Below are 16,033 nucleotides of genomic sequence, written 5' to 3'. Positions count from 1 at the left end.
AGTTCGTGACCGCCGACGGCGATCCGGCCGCTGCCGGGCCCGGGTGCGACGAGGGTGGAGAGGATCTTGACGGCGGTGGTCTTGCCGGCGCCGTTGGGGCCGAGCAGGGAGAAGATCGTGCCTTCCGGGACGGCGAGGTCGATGCCGTCGAGAACGGTCTTGTCGCCGTAGGACTTGCGCAGTGCGGTCGCCGAGATGGCCAGGGCGGTCATGGGTGCTCCTTGTGTCGCGCGGCGGCGGTACGGGTCAGAGGCTGCGGGCGGTGATGTCGCCGTAGGAGGTGGTGGCGCGGATGGCGAGGGGGGCGTGGGGGCCTTCGGTGTTGGTGAGGCTGTTGTGGATGCGGCCGTAGGAGGTGCCGGCGTCGAGGGTGGCGGAGGTGCCGGGGGCGGTGGCGATGGTGATGTCGCCCTTCTGGGTGCTGAGGGTGACGGTGCCGCGGTCGGCCTCGGTGACGCGGATGTCGCCGCGCAGGGTGCTGATCTGCGCGGGGCCGTTGAGGCGGCCGACGGTGATGTCGCCGTCCTGGAGGGTGGCGTGGAGGCTGGTGGCCTCGTCGATCTTGACGGGGCCCTGGGCGGCGGTGACGGTGACGTCGCCGAGGCGTCCGACGCCGCGGAAGTCGGCGGCGGCGCCGTGGGCCTCGACGCGGGAGCCGGTGGGCAGCTGGACGGTGATCTCGACGGAGCCGGAGGGGCCGAAGAGCTGGTTCCTGGCCGGCGGGGCGGTGATGGCCAGGACGCCGTCGGTGTAGTCGATCCGGATGTCCTCGGCGGCCTTGATGTCGCGGCTCTTGGTGGGGTTGGCGGGCAGGACCTCGACGGTGGCGTCGGTGCGGTCGGCGGCGATGAGGCGGATGTGGCCGGCGGGGATGTCGAGGACGGCGGAGAGGGCGGTGGTGGTGGTGGCCGGGGTGGCGAACTTCTGCATGGTGGGTTCCTTGTTCTCGTGGGTGTTCCCGTTGTCGCTGTCGGCGTTTCCGACATGGGAAAAGCTACGTTGCCTTCACGCATCCGGCAACAACCTTGTTGCGCAACAACTAAGTAACCGCAGGTCAAGATAAGGAAATCGTTGCAACGGGTCTGCGGGTAACGCAACGTCAGCCCCGTAGCTCGTTGCAATGGAATGGAAGTGAACGCTATAGTGGGGCACACCACGCACCTGAAGGAGGCCGCGATGCCCGGAGGCAGGCTCACCCAGCCCGAACGTCAGCAGATCGCCCTCGGACTGGCCGACGGACTCGCCTACGCGGAGATCGCCCGGCGCCTCGACCGCCCGACGTCCACCGTCACCCGTGAGGTCATGCGCAACGGAGGCCCCGCCGGCTACCGCGCCGACCTCGCCCACCGCGCCACCGAACACCGTGCCCAGCGCCGCAAGCAGACGTCACCGCGCGGCACCGGAGCCGGGGCCGGCCCCGCCGCGCACGAGGAGGCCTACGGCAGGGACGTCGAGGCCGTCCGCGCGTACGAGGAGATGTTCACGACCGTCCTCATGCAGTCGGGCATGCCCAAGATGATGGCCCGGGTCATGGCCTCCATCACCATCAGCGACGAGGGCAGCCTCACCGCGCCCGAGCTGGTGCAGCGCCTCCAGGTGAGCCCCGCCTCGGTGTCCAAGGCCGTCGCATTCCTCGAGAGCCAGGGCCTCGTCCGCCGCGACCGCGGGGAGGGCCGCCGGGAGCGCTACATCGTCGACGACGACATCTGGTACGAGTCGGTCATGGCCAGCGCCCGCGCCACCGCCCACGTCACCGAGACCGCTCGGCAGGGCGTCAGCGTCCTCGGCCGCGACACCCCCGCCGGCATCCGCCTCGAGAACATCGCCCGCTTCGCCGACTTCGTCTCCGAGAGCATCACCCGCGCCGCCCAGCAGGCCCGCGCCATCCTGACCAGCAAGCCCCAGACCGCGGACCTCACGGCAGCCTTCGACGAGGCCCAGGCGGAGGCCCAGGGGGAGGAGCCGGTGGAGGAGCCGCCTACGCCTGGTCCTGGCCCCGCGTGAGCTCCCAGACCCGGAACTCCCCGTCCCCGAGTCGCGCCAGCTCGGTGAAGCCGAGCTTCGCCGGGACGGTGGCGCTCGCGTGGTTCTCCGGCAGGTGCAGGACCAGCAGCCGCTGAACGCCGGGCAGCCGGAACCCCTCGGCGACGAGGGCCCGGGCGGCCCGGGCGGCCAGGCCGTGACCGGTGGCGGCCGGGTGGAGCCAGTAGCCGATCTCGTACGCGTCGGCGGGCGTCTCCTCGCGCCGGTGCAGGCTGCAGGCCCCGACCATCGCCCCGTCGAGCACGATGAGGTACGTGAACTCCGCGCCCGCCGCCCACTGTCCGGCCCGCCGCGAGAGGTAGCCGGCCGTCCACTCCGGACTGTGGTCCTCGACCCAGTCCATCCACGGCCGCAGGTGCTCGACCGACTCGTCGATCAGCTGGTGCAGCTCGGACAGGTCGGCCGGGTCCTCGGGGCGGCGGAGGACGAGGCGGTCGTCGATCCGGACCAGCTGCGGGGGATGCCTCAGGGTGGTCACTCGATGGTCGTCATCTCTTCACGCCCGCCACGAACGCGGCCCAGGCGGCGGCCGGGACCACGAGCGCGGGGCCGTCGGGGACCTTGCTGTCACGGACGGGGACGACACCGGGGACGTCGTCGAGGACTTCGAGGCAGTTGCCGCCCTCGCCGTTGCTGTAGGAGCTCTTGCGCCAGGCCGTGGCGCCGGCGAAGTCGTAGGTGACCTCGACGCAGTCGCCGCCTGAAGCGTTGCTGTAGGAGCTCTTGAACCAGTGGGCGTTGGTCAGGTCGTACTTGCGCATCGTCTGAAGTCCTCCGCCGCCGACTCGATCAGTGCGAGGGACGCCTCCGGCGACAGCGTGGCGACCCTGAGCAGATCGTAGGCGCGCTGGGCTTGCTTCACCACAGCCGGATCATCGAGGAGCGTTCCCGAAAACTCGGTCTCTGTATAGGCCGTTGGGGGCTGGTCCTTGAACTCCATCAGCTTCAGAGTTCCGGTCATGTGTGCGTGTGCACCGACAGCGCGGGGCAGCACCGTGACCAGCGCCCATCGCTGGCGGACCAGCGACGCGATGCGCTCCAGTTGCGAGGCCATGGTCGCTGGGCCTCCCACAGGAGTGAGTACCGCGTTCTCATGCAGTACGACCCAATACTCCGGCCTCGTTGCGTCCTTGAGGATCGCCTGTCGCTCGATCCGGGAGCTGACCTTCTCCTCGATGAACTCCTCCGAGGCGAACGGATACATCGCGAGGATCTGCGCACGCATATAGTCCCGTGTCTGCAGCAGACCCGGCACCACCGTCGGCGCGAACTCGCAGATCTTCGTCGCCACGGCCTCCAGCTCCGCCGCCGCGTTGAAGTATTCCGCGTACGGCGACTTGTCGATCAGCTTCCGCCAGGTCCGTTCGAAAATACCGCCGGTTTGTAGGACCTCGTCGAATCGCCGGGCCAGCTCCAGCTGCGGCTTCCTGATTCCCTGCTCGAACAGGCCGATGTAGGCGCCCGAGACGAACACCCGTGCCCCCAGGTCGTTCTGTGAGAGCCCCGCCGCCTCCCGGCGTTCCTTCAGGAGCTCTCCGAAGAACTCCCACACTTCTTCCCGCTTGGCTTTGGCCATGGATTAACTCCCGAACCCCACACCGCACTTGTAGCCCCAGCGCGTCTGCCGATTCTACGGATCCGCCACCACCCTGGATGCGGAAAGCGGGAAATGGATTCGGAAAGGAGCGCGTTGGTGAAGGAAGACAGCATGCGGCCGACGGAAACTGAAGAGGTACGGGAGGCGGTGAGGGAATTGCGCGACGCGCTCGGGCGGGCCGGAATCACGCTTCCCTCGCTCGGGATCGACGCCGTGACTCTCGCCGCCGATCCTCCCCGGCCGCTGATCGAGCTCGGGCGCTGTACGGCGGCCACGGCACGGCTGCTCGCCGCCGCGCTGACGCCCATGGACGAAGGGGGACGCGAATGAAACCGCCCATCGGCGCGTACGTCGTCGACATCCGTACCGGCAAGGTCGGCACCGTGATGGGCCACGAGGGTCCCTACCTCCAGGTCCGGCCCATCGGCGGAGGCCGCGAGTGGGACTGCGAGCCGGACGGGGTCCGGGTCGCGACCGCCGCCGAGCGGCTGCGCGCCGCCACCGCGCACGCGAACGCGCGCAGCCGGGGCGAGGTGCCGTGACGCCGTCCGGGGTTCCGGCTCGGCGAGAACGGCCTCGCCCCGTCGGGTGACGTGCCACCTCACGGTCTGTTAGTCCATCCGCCTCTCCCGCGCTGCACACGTCTCGCCCTCCCGGTTACGTGGTCGCCGCGAACCCCGTTCGGTCGGTTCGCAGTTCGTTGACCACGAAAGCAATCGAGGTGTTCGGCATGGCGAGACCGGTGTATCGGCTGGTGGCGGTGTCCGCGGCGGCGGGAGCGCTGCTGGCCGGGGGACTCACGGGGGCGCGGGCGACGGAGGCGCGGGCGGCCCAGCCCGTGGGGCGGTACGTGATCGTGCTGGAGGACTCGGCGCGCGACCGGCTCGAGGCGGTCATCCGGCAGCACGGCCGCGCCTACGGGGTACGGGCGGAGTTCCGGTACAGGGACGCGCTGGTCGGGTACTCGGCCGTGGTCCCGGAGTCACGGGTGGCCGACCTGCGCGCGGCCGAGGGCGTGCGGACCGTGGCCGTGGACGCGCCCGTACGCGCCACCCAGCAGGTGCTGCCGACCGGCGTGGACCGGATCCAGGCCGATGCGAGCAGCACGTCCGCAGGAAACGGGACGGGTGAGGTCAACACGGCGGTGGCGATCCTCGACACCGGGATCGACGACCGGCACCCCGACCTCAACGTGGCCGGTGGGATCAACTGCGTGACGACGAGGCCCGAGAGCTGGCGCGACAACAACGGCCACGGCACCCATGTGGCCGGCACCGTCGGCGCGCGGGACAACGGCGACCACGTCGTGGGGGTCGCGCCGGGGGCCCGGCTGTACGCGGTCAAGGTGCTCGGCGGCGGGGGCTGGGGGCGGCTGTCCACCATCGTCTGCGGACTCGACTGGGTGACGGCCAATGCCGCCGGTCTCGGCATCAAGGTCGCGAACATGAGCCTCGGCGGCGACGGCAGCGACGACGGCAACTGCGGGTTCACCAACGGCGACCCCGAGCACCAGGCGATCTGCCGGGTGGTCCAGGCCGGCGTCACGGTGGTGGTGGCGGCCGGCAACGACAACGACGACCTGGCCAACCACCGTCCCGCCGCCTACGACGAGGTCCTCACGGCGACCGCCATGGCCGACTTCAACGGGCAGCCCGGGGGTGGCGCGGCCGCGACCTGCCGGGACGACGTGGACGAGACGGCGGCGGACTTCTCCAGCTTCGCGGTGAGCGAGGCGGACGCCGCCCACACGATCGCCGGTCCGGGGGTGTGCATCGAGTCGACCCGCAACCGCGGCGGCACCACCGTCTTCTCCGGCACCTCGATGGCCTCGCCGCACGTGGCCGGCGCGGCCGCGCTGTGCCTCGCCGGCGGGCAGTGCACGGACCCGTCGCCGGCCGGCGTGGCCGCGAAGCTCCGCGCCGACGCCGCCGCCCCCGAGCTCGTCTCGTACGGCTTCGCCGGCGACCCGAACGCGCCGGTCAGCGGGCGCTACTACGGGCACCTCGTCCACGCCGGCGGCTACTGAGCCGCTTCCGCGCGCCGAGAGCCCCGCGGCCCGGGTACCGGGTACCCGCCCGGGGCTCCCTCGCGGTACGGGACAATGGCTCCATGAGTCTGTTCCGCGACGACGGCATCGTGCTGCGCACCCAGAAGCTGGGTGAAGCGGACCGCATCATCACGCTGCTCACGCGCGGTCACGGACGTGTACGCGCCGTCGCGCGCGGCGTGCGCCGGACGAAGTCGAAGTTCGGGGCGCGACTCGAACCGTTCTCGCACGTGGACGTGCAGTTCTTCGCCCGCGGGAGTGAGCTGGTCGGGCGCGGGCTCCCGCTGTGCACGCAGAGCGAGACCATCGCCGCGTACGGCAGCGGCATCGTCACCGACTACGCCCGGTACACCGCGGGCACCGCGATGCTGGAGACGGCGGAACGGTTCACCGACCACGAGGGCGAGCCGGCCGTGCAGCAGTACCTGCTGCTCGTGGGCGGGCTGCGCACCCTCGCCCGCGGCGAGCACGCCCCGCACCTCATCCTCGACGCCTTCCTGCTCCGCTCGCTCGCCGTCAACGGCTACGCGCCCAGCTTCGAAGACTGCGCCAAATGCGGACTTCACGGGCCGAACCGCTTCTTTTCGGTCGCAGCGGGCGGAGTCATCTGCGCGGACTGCCGGGTGCCCGGAAGCGTCGTACCCTCTGCGGAGGCCGTAGGCCTGCTCAGCGCGCTGCTCACCGGCGACTGGGAGACGGCGGACGCGGCCGAGCCGCGTCACGTCAGGGAGGGCAGCGGACTGGTGTCCGCCTATCTGCACTGGCACCTGGAGCGCGGGCTGCGCTCGCTGCGGTACGTAGAGAAGAGCTAGGAGAGACCACGCCATGGCCATCGCACGACTCCTCGGGCGCCAGCGACGGGAGTACAGGACCCCCGAGCCGCACCCCTCCGGAGCCCGCCCGCCGAAGCTCCAGCCCGAGCTCGTGCCCGAGCACGTCGCGATCGTCATGGACGGCAACGGCCGCTGGGCCAAGGAGCGCGGCCTGCCGCGCACCGAGGGCCACAAGGTCGGCGCCGAGCAGGTGCTCGACGTGCTCCAGGGCGCGATCGAGATGGGCGTCGGCTCGATCTCGCTGTACGCCTTCTCCACGGAGAACTGGAAGCGCTCGCCCGAGGAGGTGCGCTTCCTGATGAACTTCAACCGGGACTTCATCCGCAAGACCCGCGACCAGCTCGACGAGCTCGGCGTCCGGGTGCGCTGGGTGGGCCGCATGCCCAAGCTGTGGAAGTCGGTGGCCAAGGAGCTCCAGGTCGCCCAGGAGCAGACCAAGGACAACACGAAGCTCACGCTGTACTTCTGCATGAACTACGGCGGGCGGGCCGAGCTCACGGACGCGGCGCAGGCGCTGGCCGAGGACGTGAAGGCGGGAAGGCTCGACCCGGCGAAGATCACCGAGAAGACGATCCAGAAGTACCTCTACTACCCGGACATGCCGGACGTCGACCTCTTCCTGCGGCCCAGCGGCGAGCAGCGCACGTCGAACTACCTGATCTGGCAGAGCGCGTACGCCGAGATGGTCTTCCAGGACGTCCTGTGGCCCGACTTCGACCGCCGCGACCTGTGGCGCGCGTGCGTGGAGTACGCGCAGCGCGACCGGCGGTTCGGGGGCGTGGACCCGGCGGACCTGGCCGTGCTCGACAAGGCCTGACGGTGCAGAGGGGGGATCCGTGATGGAGCTCGTCTACACGCCGACGCGTGAGGATCTGCTCGACGCCGTACGGGTGCAGATGCGGCACGGCTCGTTCCGGACACTGCGGTGGCTGATGCCGATCACCGCCGTACTGGCATTCCTGGTCGTCGCCTTCCTACTGTCCGGACCCGGAGAGCCGAACACCGGGGGCGCGATCCTCATGGGCGCGCTCGGACTGCTCGCTGCCGTCCTCGGGCCACTGGCCCTCAGGCTCACCGCCCGGCAGATGTACGCCATGGTCGCGCGGCAGGGGGAGCACCGGGCGCGCGTGGACGAGGACGGGGTGCGCTGGGAGACGAGCGTCAGCGAGACGACGGCGCGCTGGCAGCTGACGCCCCGGTACACCGAGACGCCGACGCAGTTCGTGCTGCTCTCCGCCGACAAGGGCGGCGTGGGCGTCGCCGCCCTGCCCAAGCGCGGGCTCTCCGACCCCACCGACGTCGACCGGCTCCGTGCCCTCCTGGACCGGAACATCACCCGTATGTGAGACGCGTCGCGTACGCGAGAGGGCCCGCACCGGGTGGATCCGGTGCGGGCCCTCTCGTATGTCAGGTCACGGCCGCCAGGTCACTTCGCCGCGCACTCCGCGCATGTGCCGAAGATCTCCACCGTGTGCGCCACGTTCACGAAGCCGTGCTCCGCCGCGATCGTCTCGGCCCACTGCTCCACCGCCGGGCCCTCCACCTCCACGGCCTTGCCGCAGACGCGGCACACCAGATGGTGGTGGTGGTCGCCCGTCGAGCAGCGCCGGTAGACCGTCTCGCCGTCGCTCGTGCGCAGCGCGTCGACCTCGCCGGCCTCGGCGAGGGACTGGAGCGTGCGGTAGACGGTGGTGAGGCCGACGGAGTCGCCGCGGTGCTTGAGCATGTCGTGCAGCTCCTGGGCGCTGCGGAACTCGTCCACCTCGTTCAGGGCTGCCGAGACTGCGGCCCGCTGCTTGGTCGAGCGGCCTTTTACGGGGGGTCCTGCCGTCACCACGGGGGCCTCCTTGAATCCTTGTCTGCCCCCGCCATTCTGCCAGCCCCCCGTTGCTGCGCCGTCAGACCTTCACGTCGTCCGTGGGACGGCGGGTGGCCGGAAGGCATCGTGCGTCGCACTCCGCGGTGGCCCGCTCGGCGGCACGGGCCCGTCGTCTGGCCAGCGGCGCGGCGAGGACCGCGAGCGCGATGAACACGCCGATCGCGAAGAGCACGATCGTCGCGCCGGGCGGCACGTCCTGGTAGTACGAGGTGATCGTGCCGGACAGGGTGACGCCGGTGCCGATGACGACCGCGAGGACGAACGTCGTACGGAAGGACCGGGACAGCTGCTGGGCGGCCGCGACCGGCACCACCATCAGGGCGCTGACCAGGAGCAGGCCGACCACGCGCATCGCGACCGTGACGGTCACGGCGGCGGTGACCGCGATGAGCAGGTTCAGGGCGCGCACCGGCAGGCCGGTGACGCGGGCGAAGTCCTCGTCCTGGCTGACGGCGAAGAGCTGGCGGCGCAGCCCGACGGTGACGAGGACGACGAACGCGGCGAGCACGCTGATCGACGTGACGTCCTCGGCGGAGACCGTGGACAGCGAACCGAAGAGGAACGAGCTCAGGTTGGCGTTGGAGCCGGTCGGCGACAGGTTGATCAGCAGGACGCCGCCGGCCATGCCGCCGTAGAAGAGCAGGGCGAGGGCGAGGTCGCCGCGGGTCTTGCCGTACGCGCGGATCAGCTCCATGGCGACCGCGCCGGCGACGGCGACCAGGGTGGCCATCCACACCGGGTTGGCGGACATGAGGAAGCCGAGGCCGACGCCGGTCATGGCGACGTGGCCGATGCCGTCGCCCATCAGGGCCTGGCGGCGCTGGACCAGGTAGACACCGACGGCGGGCGCGGTGATGCCGACGAGGACGGCCGCGATGAGCGCCCGCTGCATGAAGGCGAGTTCGAGGAATTCCATCGTCAGGTCAGCAGTCCCGTGCGGAGCGGCTCGTCGGCCGCGTGGGGGTGGACGTGGTCGTGGCCGGGCAGGGCGTGCTGGCCCACGGCGCGGGGCGGCGGGCCGTCGTGGACGACGCAGCCGTCGCGGAGCACGACCGCGCGGTCGATGAGGGGCTCCAGGGGGCCGAGCTCGTGCAGGACGAGGAGGACGGAGGTGCCGCCGGCGACCTGCTCGCGCAGGGTGCCGGCGAGGATCTCCTGGCTGGCCAGGTCGACACCGGCCATCGGCTCGTCCATGATCAGCAGCTCGGGCTCGGAGGCGAGCGCGCGGGCGATCAGCACGCGCTGGTGCTGCCCGCCGGAGAGGGCGCCGACCGAGTCGCCGGCGCGGTCGTCGAGGCCGACCAGCTCCATGGCCCGGGCTATCGCGGCGCGGTCGGCCTTGGTGGTGAGGCCGAACCTGCGGCGGGACAGCCGGCCGGAGGAGACGACCTCGCGGACGGTCGCCGGGACACCGCTGGCGGCGGTGGTGCGCTGCGGGACGTAGCCGACCCGGGCCCAGTCGCGGAATCGCTTCTGCGGGGTGCCGAACAGCTCGATGGTGCCGCCGGTCAGGGGCACCTGGCCGATGACGGAGCGGACGGCGGTGGACTTGCCGGAGCCGTTGGCGCCGAGCAGCGCGACGACCTCACCGCGGTGCACGGTGAGGTCGACGCCGCGCAGGACGGGGCGCGAGCCGAGGGCGGCGGTGGCGCCGCGCACGGAGATGACGGGCTCGTCGCTCACGAGAGAGCTCACGACTGCCTCCTGCTGGGTGTGGATCACTTCACGCTCACTTCGCGCTCACGTCGCCCTCGGCGGGCGCTGACGCGGCGCTCACTTCGCGCCGAGGGCCTTCTTCAGTGCGGCGAGGTTGGACTGCATGACCTCGATGTAGTCATCGCCCTTGGACCTGTCCGTGATTCCCTCCAGCGGGTCGAGCACGTCGGTCTTGAGACCGGTGTCGCTCGCGAGGGTCTTGGCGGTCTTGTCGCTGGCCAGGGTCTCGAAGAAGACGGTGGTGACCTTGTCCTTCTTCGCGATGTCCTGGAGCTCCTTGATGCGGGCGGGGCTCGGCTCGGACTCGGGGTCCATGCCGGAGATGCCCTCCTGCTCCAGGCCGTAGCGCTCGGCGAGGTAGCCGAAGGCGGAGTGGGTCGTGATGAAGGTCTTGGTGGAGGTGTTCTTCAGGCCCGTCTGGAACTCGCTGTTCAGGGCGGCGAGCTTCGTCATCAGAGCCTGGGTGTTCGCCTTGTACGTGGCGGCGTGGGCCGGGTCGGCCTTCTCGAAGGCGGCGCCCACGCCCTGGGCGACCTCGCCGTACTTCACCGGGTCGAGCCAGATGTGCGGGTCGGCGCCGGCCTCGCCCTCACCGGCGTGCTCCTCGTGGCCCGCCTCTTCGGAGCCGTGCTCGGCGCCGTGGTCGTGGCCGACCTCGGTGCCGTGCTCCTCGAGCTTGGTGAGGGTGGTGGCGTCGATGGTGGTGCCGGCGTTCGACTGCGCGATGGCCTCGTCGACGGCGGGCTGGATGCCCTTGAGGTAGAGGATGACGTCGGCCTCGCCGAGCTCGCCGATCTGCTTCGGCTTGAGCTCCAGGTCGTGCGGCTCGACGCCCGGCTTGGTGAGCGTGTTGACGGTGACGTGCTTGCCACCTATCTGCTCGGCCAGGAACTGCATGGGGTAGAACGACGCGACGACGTCCAGCTTCCCGTCGTTGCCGTTGCCGCCCTTGTCGGCGGCGTCGGAGCTCCCGCCGCAGGCGGAGAGGGTCACGAGACCGAGGGCGACGGCTCCGGCGACGGCGGTGGTGGGTATCAGTCGGCGTACGTTCATGACACTCATTTTCAACAAAAGTGGAAACGGTTGTCAATTGCCGCACGTGTGTCCTGGCGCACGCGTGTTCGGTCTCCCGGGCGCTCACCGAGCCGCCGGTGAGCGGGCTCGCCGCCGCCGTACGGCGGGTCGCGGCTGAGCGAGGGGGAACCGATTTGAAAGTGAGGGCCCGGGCGCCGGTAACCTGAGGCATTCGCACTTCGTCGTCGTAATGAAGAGAGCACCGTGGCCGCCGACAAGATCGACACCATCGTCAGCCTGAGCAAGCGCCGTGGCTTTGTTTTCCCCTGCAGTGAGATCTACGGCGGTCAGCGCGCCGCCTGGGACTACGGACACCTGGGCGTCGAGCTCAAGGAGAACATCAAGCGCCAGTGGTGGCGTTACATGGTCACCTCGCGCGAGGACGTCGTCGGCATCGACTCGTCGGTCATCCTGGCCACCGAGGTCTGGGAGGCCTCCGGCCACGTCGCGACCTTCACCGACCCGCTGACCGAGTGCACCTCCTGCCACAAGCGCTTCCGCGCCGACCACCTGGAGGAGGCGTACGAGGAGAAGCACGGCCGCCTCCCCGAGAACGGCCTCGCCGACCTCAACTGCCCCAACTGCGGCAACAAGGGCACCTTCACGGAGCCCAAGCAGTTCTCCGGCCTGCTCTCCACGCACCTCGGCCCGACCCAGGACACCGGCTCCATCGCGTACCTGCGTCCCGAGACCGCCCAGGGCATCTTCACCAACTTCGCCCAGGTGCAGACGACCTCGCGCAAGAAGCCCCCGTTCGGCATCGCGCAGATGGGCAAGTCCTTCCGGAACGAGATCACTCCGGGCAACTTCATCTTCCGCACCCGCGAGTTCGAGCAGATGGAGATGGAGTTCTTCGTCAAGCCGGGCGAGGACGAGCAGTGGCACGAGTACTGGATGGAGCAGCGCTGGAACTGGTACACGAACCTGGGTCTCCGTGAGGAGAACATGCGCTGGTACGAGCACCCGAAGGAGAAGCTCTCCCACTACTCGAAGCGCACCGCCGACATCGAGTACCGCTTCCAGTTCGGCGGCAGCGAGTGGGGCGAGCTCGAGGGCGTCGCCAACCGCACCGACTACGACCTGAAGGCCCACGCCGAGGCCTCCGGCGCCAACCTGACCTACCTGGAGCAGGAGGGCGAGCGCTACACGCCGTACGTCATCGAGCCCGCCGCCGGTGTCGGCCGCACCATGCTGGCCTTCCTGCTCGACGCGTACACCGAGGACGAGGCCCCGAACGCCAAGGGCGTCATGGAGAAGCGCACCGTGCTGCGCCTCGACCACCGCCTGGCCCCGGTCAAGGTCGCGGTCCTGCCGCTGTCCCGCAACGCGGACCTCTCGCCGAAGGCCAAGGGCCTCGCGGCCGACCTGCGGCAGAACTGGAACATCGAGTTCGACGACGCCGGCGCCATCGGCCGCCGCTACCGTCGCCAGGACGAGATCGGCACGCCCTACTGCGTCACCGTCGACTTCGACACCCTCGAGGACAACGCGGTGACCGTGCGCGAGCGCGACACCATGAAGCAGGAGCGCGTCTCCCTCGACCAGATCCAGGGCTACCTGGCCAGCCGCCTGCTGGGCTGCTGACCTCGGTCGTACCCGTACGGGAAAGCCCCCGGTTCCGTTTCCGGAACCGGGGGCTTTCCCGTGTCTTGCTGTTCGGGCCTTCGTCCAGGTCAGGCCTTCAGCGCGCGCTGTACCAGGGCGACCACCGCGTCGAAGGCCGCCTCGCTGTCGGGGGCCGACCACTCGGCGGCGTGCGCCGGGTTGTGGAAGCGGTCGGTGGCGTGGAAGACGGCGCGGGCCGTGGCCGGCAGGTCCGCCTCGGGGGTGGTGAACACGCCCGCGCGGCGGCCGTCCTCCAGGATCCGGGCGATCTGCTCTACCAGGTGGTCCTCGTGCCGGTCGACCACCGCGCTGTTCTCGCCGATCAGCACCTGGAAGGTGGCCATCAGCTCCGGGTCGCCGCCCGCCTTCTCGCGCTTGAGGGCGAAGAGGGCGGTGAGCCAGCCGGTCAGCCGCTCGTCGGCCGGCTCCGCGGCGTCGACGTACGGCCGGAGGGCGTCGATCGTCCGCCGCAGCCACCGCTCGGTGACCGACTCGCGCAGCGCCGCCTTGGTGCGGAAGTGGCGGTAGACGCTGCCGTGGCTCACGCCGAGGGCCCTGGCCACGTCCACGACGGTCGCCTTCGCCGGGCCGTAGCGGCGCAGCACCTCCTCGGTGGCTTCGAGGATGCGCTCGGCGGTCAGGGTCTCCGTGGTGGCCATGGAATGACAGTACCTGTCACCCGGACGGTGCTCACCGCTCGCTGTCCAGGTGGGCCATCTGGTTCTCCGGGTAGCGGGCGCCGGACGCCGCGCCCGCCGGGACGGCCTCCTCGATCGCCGCGAGGTCGGCCGCGTCGAGCGTGACGTCCAGGGCGCCGAGGGCCTCCGCGAGCCGGTCGCGGCGGCGGGCGCCGATCAGCGGGACGACGTCATCGCCCCGGGAGAGCGCCCAGGCGATCGCGATCTGCGCGACGGTCACGCCCTTGGCCTCGGCGACCGCGCGCAGCCGGTCCACCAGGTCCAGGTTGCGGCCGAGGTTGTCGCCCTGGAAGCGGGGCGACATGCCGCGGAAGTCGCCCGGCGCGAAGGTGTGCTCGCGGGTGACGTGGCCGCTGATCAGGCCGCGGGAGAGGACTCCGTACGCGGTGACGCCGATGCCCAGCTCGCGCGCGGTGGGCAGGATCGTGTCCTCGATGCCGCGGGAGATCAGCGAGTACTCGATCTGGAGGTCGGCGATCGGGGCGACGGCGGCGGCCCGGCGCAGGGTGTCCGCGCCGACCTCCGAGAGGCCGATGTGCCGGACGTGGCCCGACTCGACCAGCTCGGCGATGGCGCCGACGGTCTCCTCGATGGGCACGTCCGGGTCGACGCGGGCGATCCGGTAGACGTCGATGTGGTCGGTGCCGAGCCGCTGGAGCGAGTACGCGGCGAAGTTCTTCACCGCGGCCGGCCGGCCGTCGTAGCCGGTGAAGCCGCCCTCGATCGTGCGCAGGGCGCCGAACTTGACGCTGGTGAGGGCCTGTTCGCGGGCGGCGGCGGGGGCGGTGCGCAGCGCCTCGTTGATCAGCAGCTCGTTGTGGCCCATGCCGTAGAAGTCGCCGGTGTCGAGGAGCGTGACGCCCGCGTCCAGAGCGGCGTGGATCGTCGCGATCGACTCGGCGCGGTCGGCCTCGCCGTACAGGGCGGACATGCCCATGCAGCCGAGACCGAGCGCGGAGACCCGGGGACCGGTGGAGCCGAGGGTGCGGGTGGGGAGGGAGGTCAGAGTGCTCATGCTTCGACTATGGCATGAACGATGACAGATTTCAATATCTGTCAGTCGGTCGACGTCCGTCCCGTGTCAGTTCTTCGCCGGGAGGCGCAGGCTCAGCAGCAGCGTCAGCGCCACCACGGCCAGCTGCACCAGGAGCGTCGTCGTCAGCGCCGAGCCCATGTCGGCGGGGGAGGAGCCGAGGGAGAGGAAGAGCGAGCCCAGCGTCGCCACGCCCAGCGCCAGCGCCGACTGCTGCGTCGTCACCATCACGCCGCTGCCGACGCCCGCCCGATCCGCCGGCACCTCCGAGAGCACCACGCGGAACAGCACCGGCAGCTGGAGTCCCTGGCCCAGGCCCGCCACCGCCATGCCCGGCAGCAGGCTCCACACGGACAGGTCGGGCCAGCCGCGCGCCACCGTCCAGGCGATGAGGCCGATGCCCAGCGCCTGCAGCACCGCACCCGCCGGGACCACCCGGGTCGCGCCCCAGCGTCCGATGAGCCGCGGCCCCGCGAGCGAGGCGCCGAAGAAGGCCACCGCCATCGGCACCAGCGCCAGGCCGGAGGCGACCGCGCCCATCGCGAGGCCCTGCTGGAGCGAGATCGCGATCACGAACATGAAGCCGCTGAAGCCCAGCGACAGCGGCAGCACCACCGCGAGGCCCCGGCGCAGCGAGACCAGGCCGAGCAGGCTCGGCGGCACCAGCGGCGTACGGCCCGCGCGGTCCGCCCGTACCTCCACCCACCAGAACGCGCCGGCCGCGAACGGGAAGACGGCCAGCGCCACCCAGGTCCACAGCGGCCAGCCGGCCGCCCGGCCCTCGGTCAGCGGGGCGAGCAGGGTGAGCAGCGCGAGCGCGAGCAGCAGGGTACCGGGCAGGTCGACCGGCGCGGGCCGGTCCGAGCGGGTCTCGGGCACGCTGCGGGCCGCGAGCGCGAGGCCGAGCAGCGCCACCGGCACGTTCACCAGGAAGATCGACCGCCAGCCGGTGCCGGCGACGTCGGCGGCGACGAGCACGCCGCCCAGGATCTGGCCGGCCACCATGGCGAGACCGGCGGTCGCCCCGTAGAGGCTGAGCGCGCGGGCGTGGCGGGCACCGGACGTCGAGGAGTGAATCGTCGCGAGCACCTGCGGCAGCATCAGGGCGGCCGCGGCACCCTGTGCCACCCGGGCGCCCACCAGGGTCCAGGCGTCCGGCGCGAGGCCGCAGGCGAGGGAGGTGAGGCCGAAGGCGGCCATGCCGGCGAGGAAGAGCCGGCGCCGGCCGAACTGGTCGCCCAGCCGGCCGCCGAGCACGAGCAGGACGGCGTACGCGAGGCCGTACCCGGCGACGACCAGCTCCAGCATGGCCGGTCCCGCGTCCAGGTCGTGGTCGATGGTGGGCAGGGCGACGTTGACGATGAAGAAGTCGATCAGCGGCAGCGCCGCGCCGAGCAGCACGGTGAACAGGCCGAGCGAGCCGAGCACCGGGCGGGCGTGGTCGACGACCGGTACGGCGGTACGGGCGGCGGACGTGGAGGTTGTCGTAGTCACGTGATCGAGCCTCG

20 protein-coding genes are annotated in these 16,033 nt (G+C 71.0%); 8 read left to right on the top strand and 12 right to left on the bottom strand.

Going from position 1 to position 16,033, the window contains the following annotated elements; genetic code table 11:
• Positions 1–212, bottom strand: a 212-nt coding sequence (locus tag ACFVGS_RS34670; protein WP_385696179.1) for an ATP-binding cassette domain-containing protein, incomplete at its 3' end; no start/stop codon positions are given.
• A gap of 34 nt (positions 213–246) precedes the next feature.
• Positions 247–930 carry a DUF4097 family beta strand repeat-containing protein gene (locus ACFVGS_RS34665; protein ID WP_385696176.1) on the bottom strand — a complete coding sequence of 228 codons (684 nt, stop codon included), beginning with the start codon at positions 928–930 and terminating at the stop codon, positions 247–249.
• A 246-nt stretch (positions 931–1,176) separates the two neighbouring features.
• Between ACFVGS_RS34665 and ACFVGS_RS34660 the strand changes: the two genes are divergently transcribed.
• Positions 1,177–2,004: a helix-turn-helix domain-containing protein gene (locus tag ACFVGS_RS34660; protein WP_384415713.1), complete on the top strand. Its 828-nt coding sequence runs from the start codon at positions 1,177–1,179 to the stop codon at positions 2,002–2,004.
• Here ACFVGS_RS34660 and ACFVGS_RS34655 read toward each other — a convergent pair.
• The 3 genes from ACFVGS_RS34655 to ACFVGS_RS34645 are packed head-to-tail and all read right to left on the bottom strand — an operon-like array spanning position 1,979 to position 3,619.
• The gene (locus ACFVGS_RS34655; protein ID WP_385696174.1) at positions 1,979–2,521 is read right to left on the bottom strand and encodes a GNAT family N-acetyltransferase; all 543 of its coding nucleotides are present in this window, start codon (positions 2,519–2,521) and stop codon (positions 1,979–1,981) included. The two genes, ACFVGS_RS34660 and ACFVGS_RS34655, sit on opposite strands and share 26 nt — an antisense overlap.
• A 10-nt stretch (positions 2,522–2,531) precedes the next feature.
• On the bottom strand, positions 2,532–2,804 hold the full coding sequence (locus ACFVGS_RS34650; protein WP_385696171.1) for a DUF397 domain-containing protein: 273 nt from the start codon (positions 2,802–2,804) through the stop codon (positions 2,532–2,534).
• Entirely contained in the window at positions 2,786–3,619 is an 834-nt protein-coding gene (locus ACFVGS_RS34645; RefSeq protein ID WP_385696168.1) for a Scr1 family TA system antitoxin-like transcriptional regulator, read from the bottom strand. The genes ACFVGS_RS34650 and ACFVGS_RS34645 overlap by 19 nt, the downstream gene beginning before the upstream one ends.
• Positions 3,620–3,751: 132 nt before the next feature.
• Here ACFVGS_RS34645 and ACFVGS_RS34640 point away from each other — a divergent pair, with 132 nt between their 5' ends.
• The 6 genes from ACFVGS_RS34640 to ACFVGS_RS34615 all read left to right on the top strand — a co-directional run bounded on the left by ACFVGS_RS34640 (position 3,752) and on the right by ACFVGS_RS34615 (position 7,866).
• Positions 3,752–3,970: a hypothetical protein gene (locus ACFVGS_RS34640; RefSeq protein WP_385696182.1), complete on the top strand. Its 219-nt coding sequence runs from the start codon at positions 3,752–3,754 to the stop codon at positions 3,968–3,970.
• Positions 3,967–4,182 carry a hypothetical protein gene (locus tag ACFVGS_RS34635; RefSeq protein ID WP_384415517.1) on the top strand — a complete coding sequence of 72 codons (216 nt, stop codon included), beginning with the start codon at positions 3,967–3,969 and terminating at the stop codon, positions 4,180–4,182. Before ACFVGS_RS34640 ends, ACFVGS_RS34635 begins: the two co-directional genes overlap by 4 nt.
• Before the next feature lie 188 nt (positions 4,183–4,370).
• Positions 4,371–5,666, top strand: coding sequence for a S8 family serine peptidase (locus ACFVGS_RS34630; RefSeq protein ID WP_385696164.1), 1,296 nt, complete (start codon positions 4,371–4,373; stop codon positions 5,664–5,666).
• An 83-nt stretch (positions 5,667–5,749) separates the two neighbouring features.
• Positions 5,750–6,499 (top strand): DNA repair protein RecO, encoded by a 750-nt coding sequence (recO, locus tag ACFVGS_RS34625; RefSeq protein WP_384415523.1) that lies wholly within the window; start codon positions 5,750–5,752, stop codon positions 6,497–6,499.
• Between the two features lie 13 nt (positions 6,500–6,512).
• A complete protein-coding gene (locus ACFVGS_RS34620; RefSeq protein WP_384415526.1) occupies positions 6,513–7,337 on the top strand; it encodes an isoprenyl transferase in 825 nt (274 codons plus the stop codon).
• Between the two features lie 19 nt (positions 7,338–7,356).
• The gene (locus ACFVGS_RS34615; RefSeq protein WP_385696161.1) at positions 7,357–7,866 is read left to right on the top strand and encodes a YcxB family protein; all 510 of its coding nucleotides are present in this window, start codon (positions 7,357–7,359) and stop codon (positions 7,864–7,866) included.
• A gap of 80 nt (positions 7,867–7,946) precedes the next feature.
• On the opposite strand, the gene ACFVGS_RS34610 is transcribed toward ACFVGS_RS34615, so the two are convergent.
• From ACFVGS_RS34610 to ACFVGS_RS34595, 4 genes are all read right to left on the bottom strand, one after another.
• Entirely contained in the window at positions 7,947–8,357 is a 411-nt protein-coding gene (locus ACFVGS_RS34610; protein WP_384415532.1) for a Fur family transcriptional regulator, read from the bottom strand.
• A 61-nt stretch (positions 8,358–8,418) separates the two neighbouring features.
• Positions 8,419–9,315, bottom strand: coding sequence for a metal ABC transporter permease (locus tag ACFVGS_RS34605; RefSeq protein ID WP_384415534.1), 897 nt, complete (start codon positions 9,313–9,315; stop codon positions 8,419–8,421).
• 2 nt (positions 9,316–9,317) lie between these two features.
• On the bottom strand, positions 9,318–10,094 hold the full coding sequence (locus ACFVGS_RS34600) for a metal ABC transporter ATP-binding protein (protein ID WP_384415536.1): 777 nt from the start codon (positions 10,092–10,094) through the stop codon (positions 9,318–9,320).
• 78 nt (positions 10,095–10,172) lie between these two features.
• The gene (locus ACFVGS_RS34595) at positions 10,173–11,168 is read right to left on the bottom strand and encodes a zinc ABC transporter substrate-binding protein (protein WP_385696158.1); all 996 of its coding nucleotides are present in this window, start codon (positions 11,166–11,168) and stop codon (positions 10,173–10,175) included.
• Positions 11,169–11,393: 225 nt separating this feature from the next.
• On the opposite strand from ACFVGS_RS34595, the gene ACFVGS_RS34590 reads away from it, so the two are divergent.
• Positions 11,394–12,773, top strand: a complete 1,380-nt coding sequence (locus ACFVGS_RS34590; RefSeq protein WP_385696155.1) for a glycine--tRNA ligase — start codon at positions 11,394–11,396, stop codon at positions 12,771–12,773.
• Positions 12,774–12,862: 89 nt separating this feature from the next.
• On the opposite strand, the gene ACFVGS_RS34585 is transcribed toward ACFVGS_RS34590, so the two are convergent.
• The 3 genes from ACFVGS_RS34585 to ACFVGS_RS34575 all read right to left on the bottom strand — a co-directional run bounded on the left by ACFVGS_RS34585 (position 12,863) and on the right by ACFVGS_RS34575 (position 16,019).
• Positions 12,863–13,453, bottom strand: a complete 591-nt coding sequence (locus tag ACFVGS_RS34585) for a TetR family transcriptional regulator (RefSeq protein WP_385696152.1) — start codon at positions 13,451–13,453, stop codon at positions 12,863–12,865.
• Between the two features lie 31 nt (positions 13,454–13,484).
• Positions 13,485–14,507 (bottom strand): aldo/keto reductase, encoded by a 1,023-nt coding sequence (locus ACFVGS_RS34580; protein WP_385696149.1) that lies wholly within the window; start codon positions 14,505–14,507, stop codon positions 13,485–13,487.
• 66 nt (positions 14,508–14,573) lie between these two features.
• Positions 14,574–16,019, bottom strand: coding sequence for an MFS transporter (locus ACFVGS_RS34575; RefSeq protein ID WP_385696146.1), 1,446 nt, complete (start codon positions 16,017–16,019; stop codon positions 14,574–14,576).
• Positions 16,020–16,033 lie beyond the last annotated feature (14 nt).

The organism is Streptomyces sp. NPDC127114, from assembly GCF_042677525.1.
Lineage (GTDB): Bacteria > Actinomycetota > Actinomycetes > Streptomycetales > Streptomycetaceae > Streptomyces.
Note: the sequence above shows the minus strand (reverse complement) of the source record. Positions and strands in the feature narration are given on the sequence as shown.

What these genes read in the sequence shown, in the direction of transcription:
- ACFVGS_RS34665 (WP_385696176.1), bottom strand. Translation starts at nt 930, where the DNA reads ATGCAGAAGTTCGCCACCCCGGCCACCACCACCACCGCCCTCTCCGCC.
- ACFVGS_RS34660 (WP_384415713.1), top strand. Translation starts at nt 1,177, where the DNA reads ATGCCCGGAGGCAGGCTCACCCAGCCCGAACGTCAGCAGATCGCCCTC.
- ACFVGS_RS34650 (WP_385696171.1), bottom strand. Translation starts at nt 2,804, where the DNA reads ATGCGCAAGTACGACCTGACCAACGCCCACTGGTTCAAGAGCTCCTAC.
- ACFVGS_RS34645 (WP_385696168.1), bottom strand. Translation starts at nt 3,619, where the DNA reads ATGGCCAAAGCCAAGCGGGAAGAAGTGTGGGAGTTCTTCGGAGAGCTC.
- ACFVGS_RS34640 (WP_385696182.1), top strand. Translation starts at nt 3,752, where the DNA reads ATGCGGCCGACGGAAACTGAAGAGGTACGGGAGGCGGTGAGGGAATTG.
- ACFVGS_RS34635 (WP_384415517.1), top strand. Translation starts at nt 3,967, where the DNA reads ATGAAACCGCCCATCGGCGCGTACGTCGTCGACATCCGTACCGGCAAG.
- ACFVGS_RS34630 (WP_385696164.1), top strand. Translation starts at nt 4,371, where the DNA reads ATGGCGAGACCGGTGTATCGGCTGGTGGCGGTGTCCGCGGCGGCGGGA.
- recO (WP_384415523.1), top strand. Translation starts at nt 5,750, where the DNA reads ATGAGTCTGTTCCGCGACGACGGCATCGTGCTGCGCACCCAGAAGCTG.
- ACFVGS_RS34620 (WP_384415526.1), top strand. Translation starts at nt 6,513, where the DNA reads ATGGCCATCGCACGACTCCTCGGGCGCCAGCGACGGGAGTACAGGACC.
- ACFVGS_RS34605 (WP_384415534.1), bottom strand. Translation starts at nt 9,315, where the DNA reads ATGGAATTCCTCGAACTCGCCTTCATGCAGCGGGCGCTCATCGCGGCC.
- ACFVGS_RS34595 (WP_385696158.1), bottom strand. Translation starts at nt 11,168, where the DNA reads ATGAACGTACGCCGACTGATACCCACCACCGCCGTCGCCGGAGCCGTC.
- ACFVGS_RS34585 (WP_385696152.1), bottom strand. Translation starts at nt 13,453, where the DNA reads ATGGCCACCACGGAGACCCTGACCGCCGAGCGCATCCTCGAAGCCACC.
- ACFVGS_RS34580 (WP_385696149.1), bottom strand. Translation starts at nt 14,507, where the DNA reads ATGAGCACTCTGACCTCCCTCCCCACCCGCACCCTCGGCTCCACCGGT.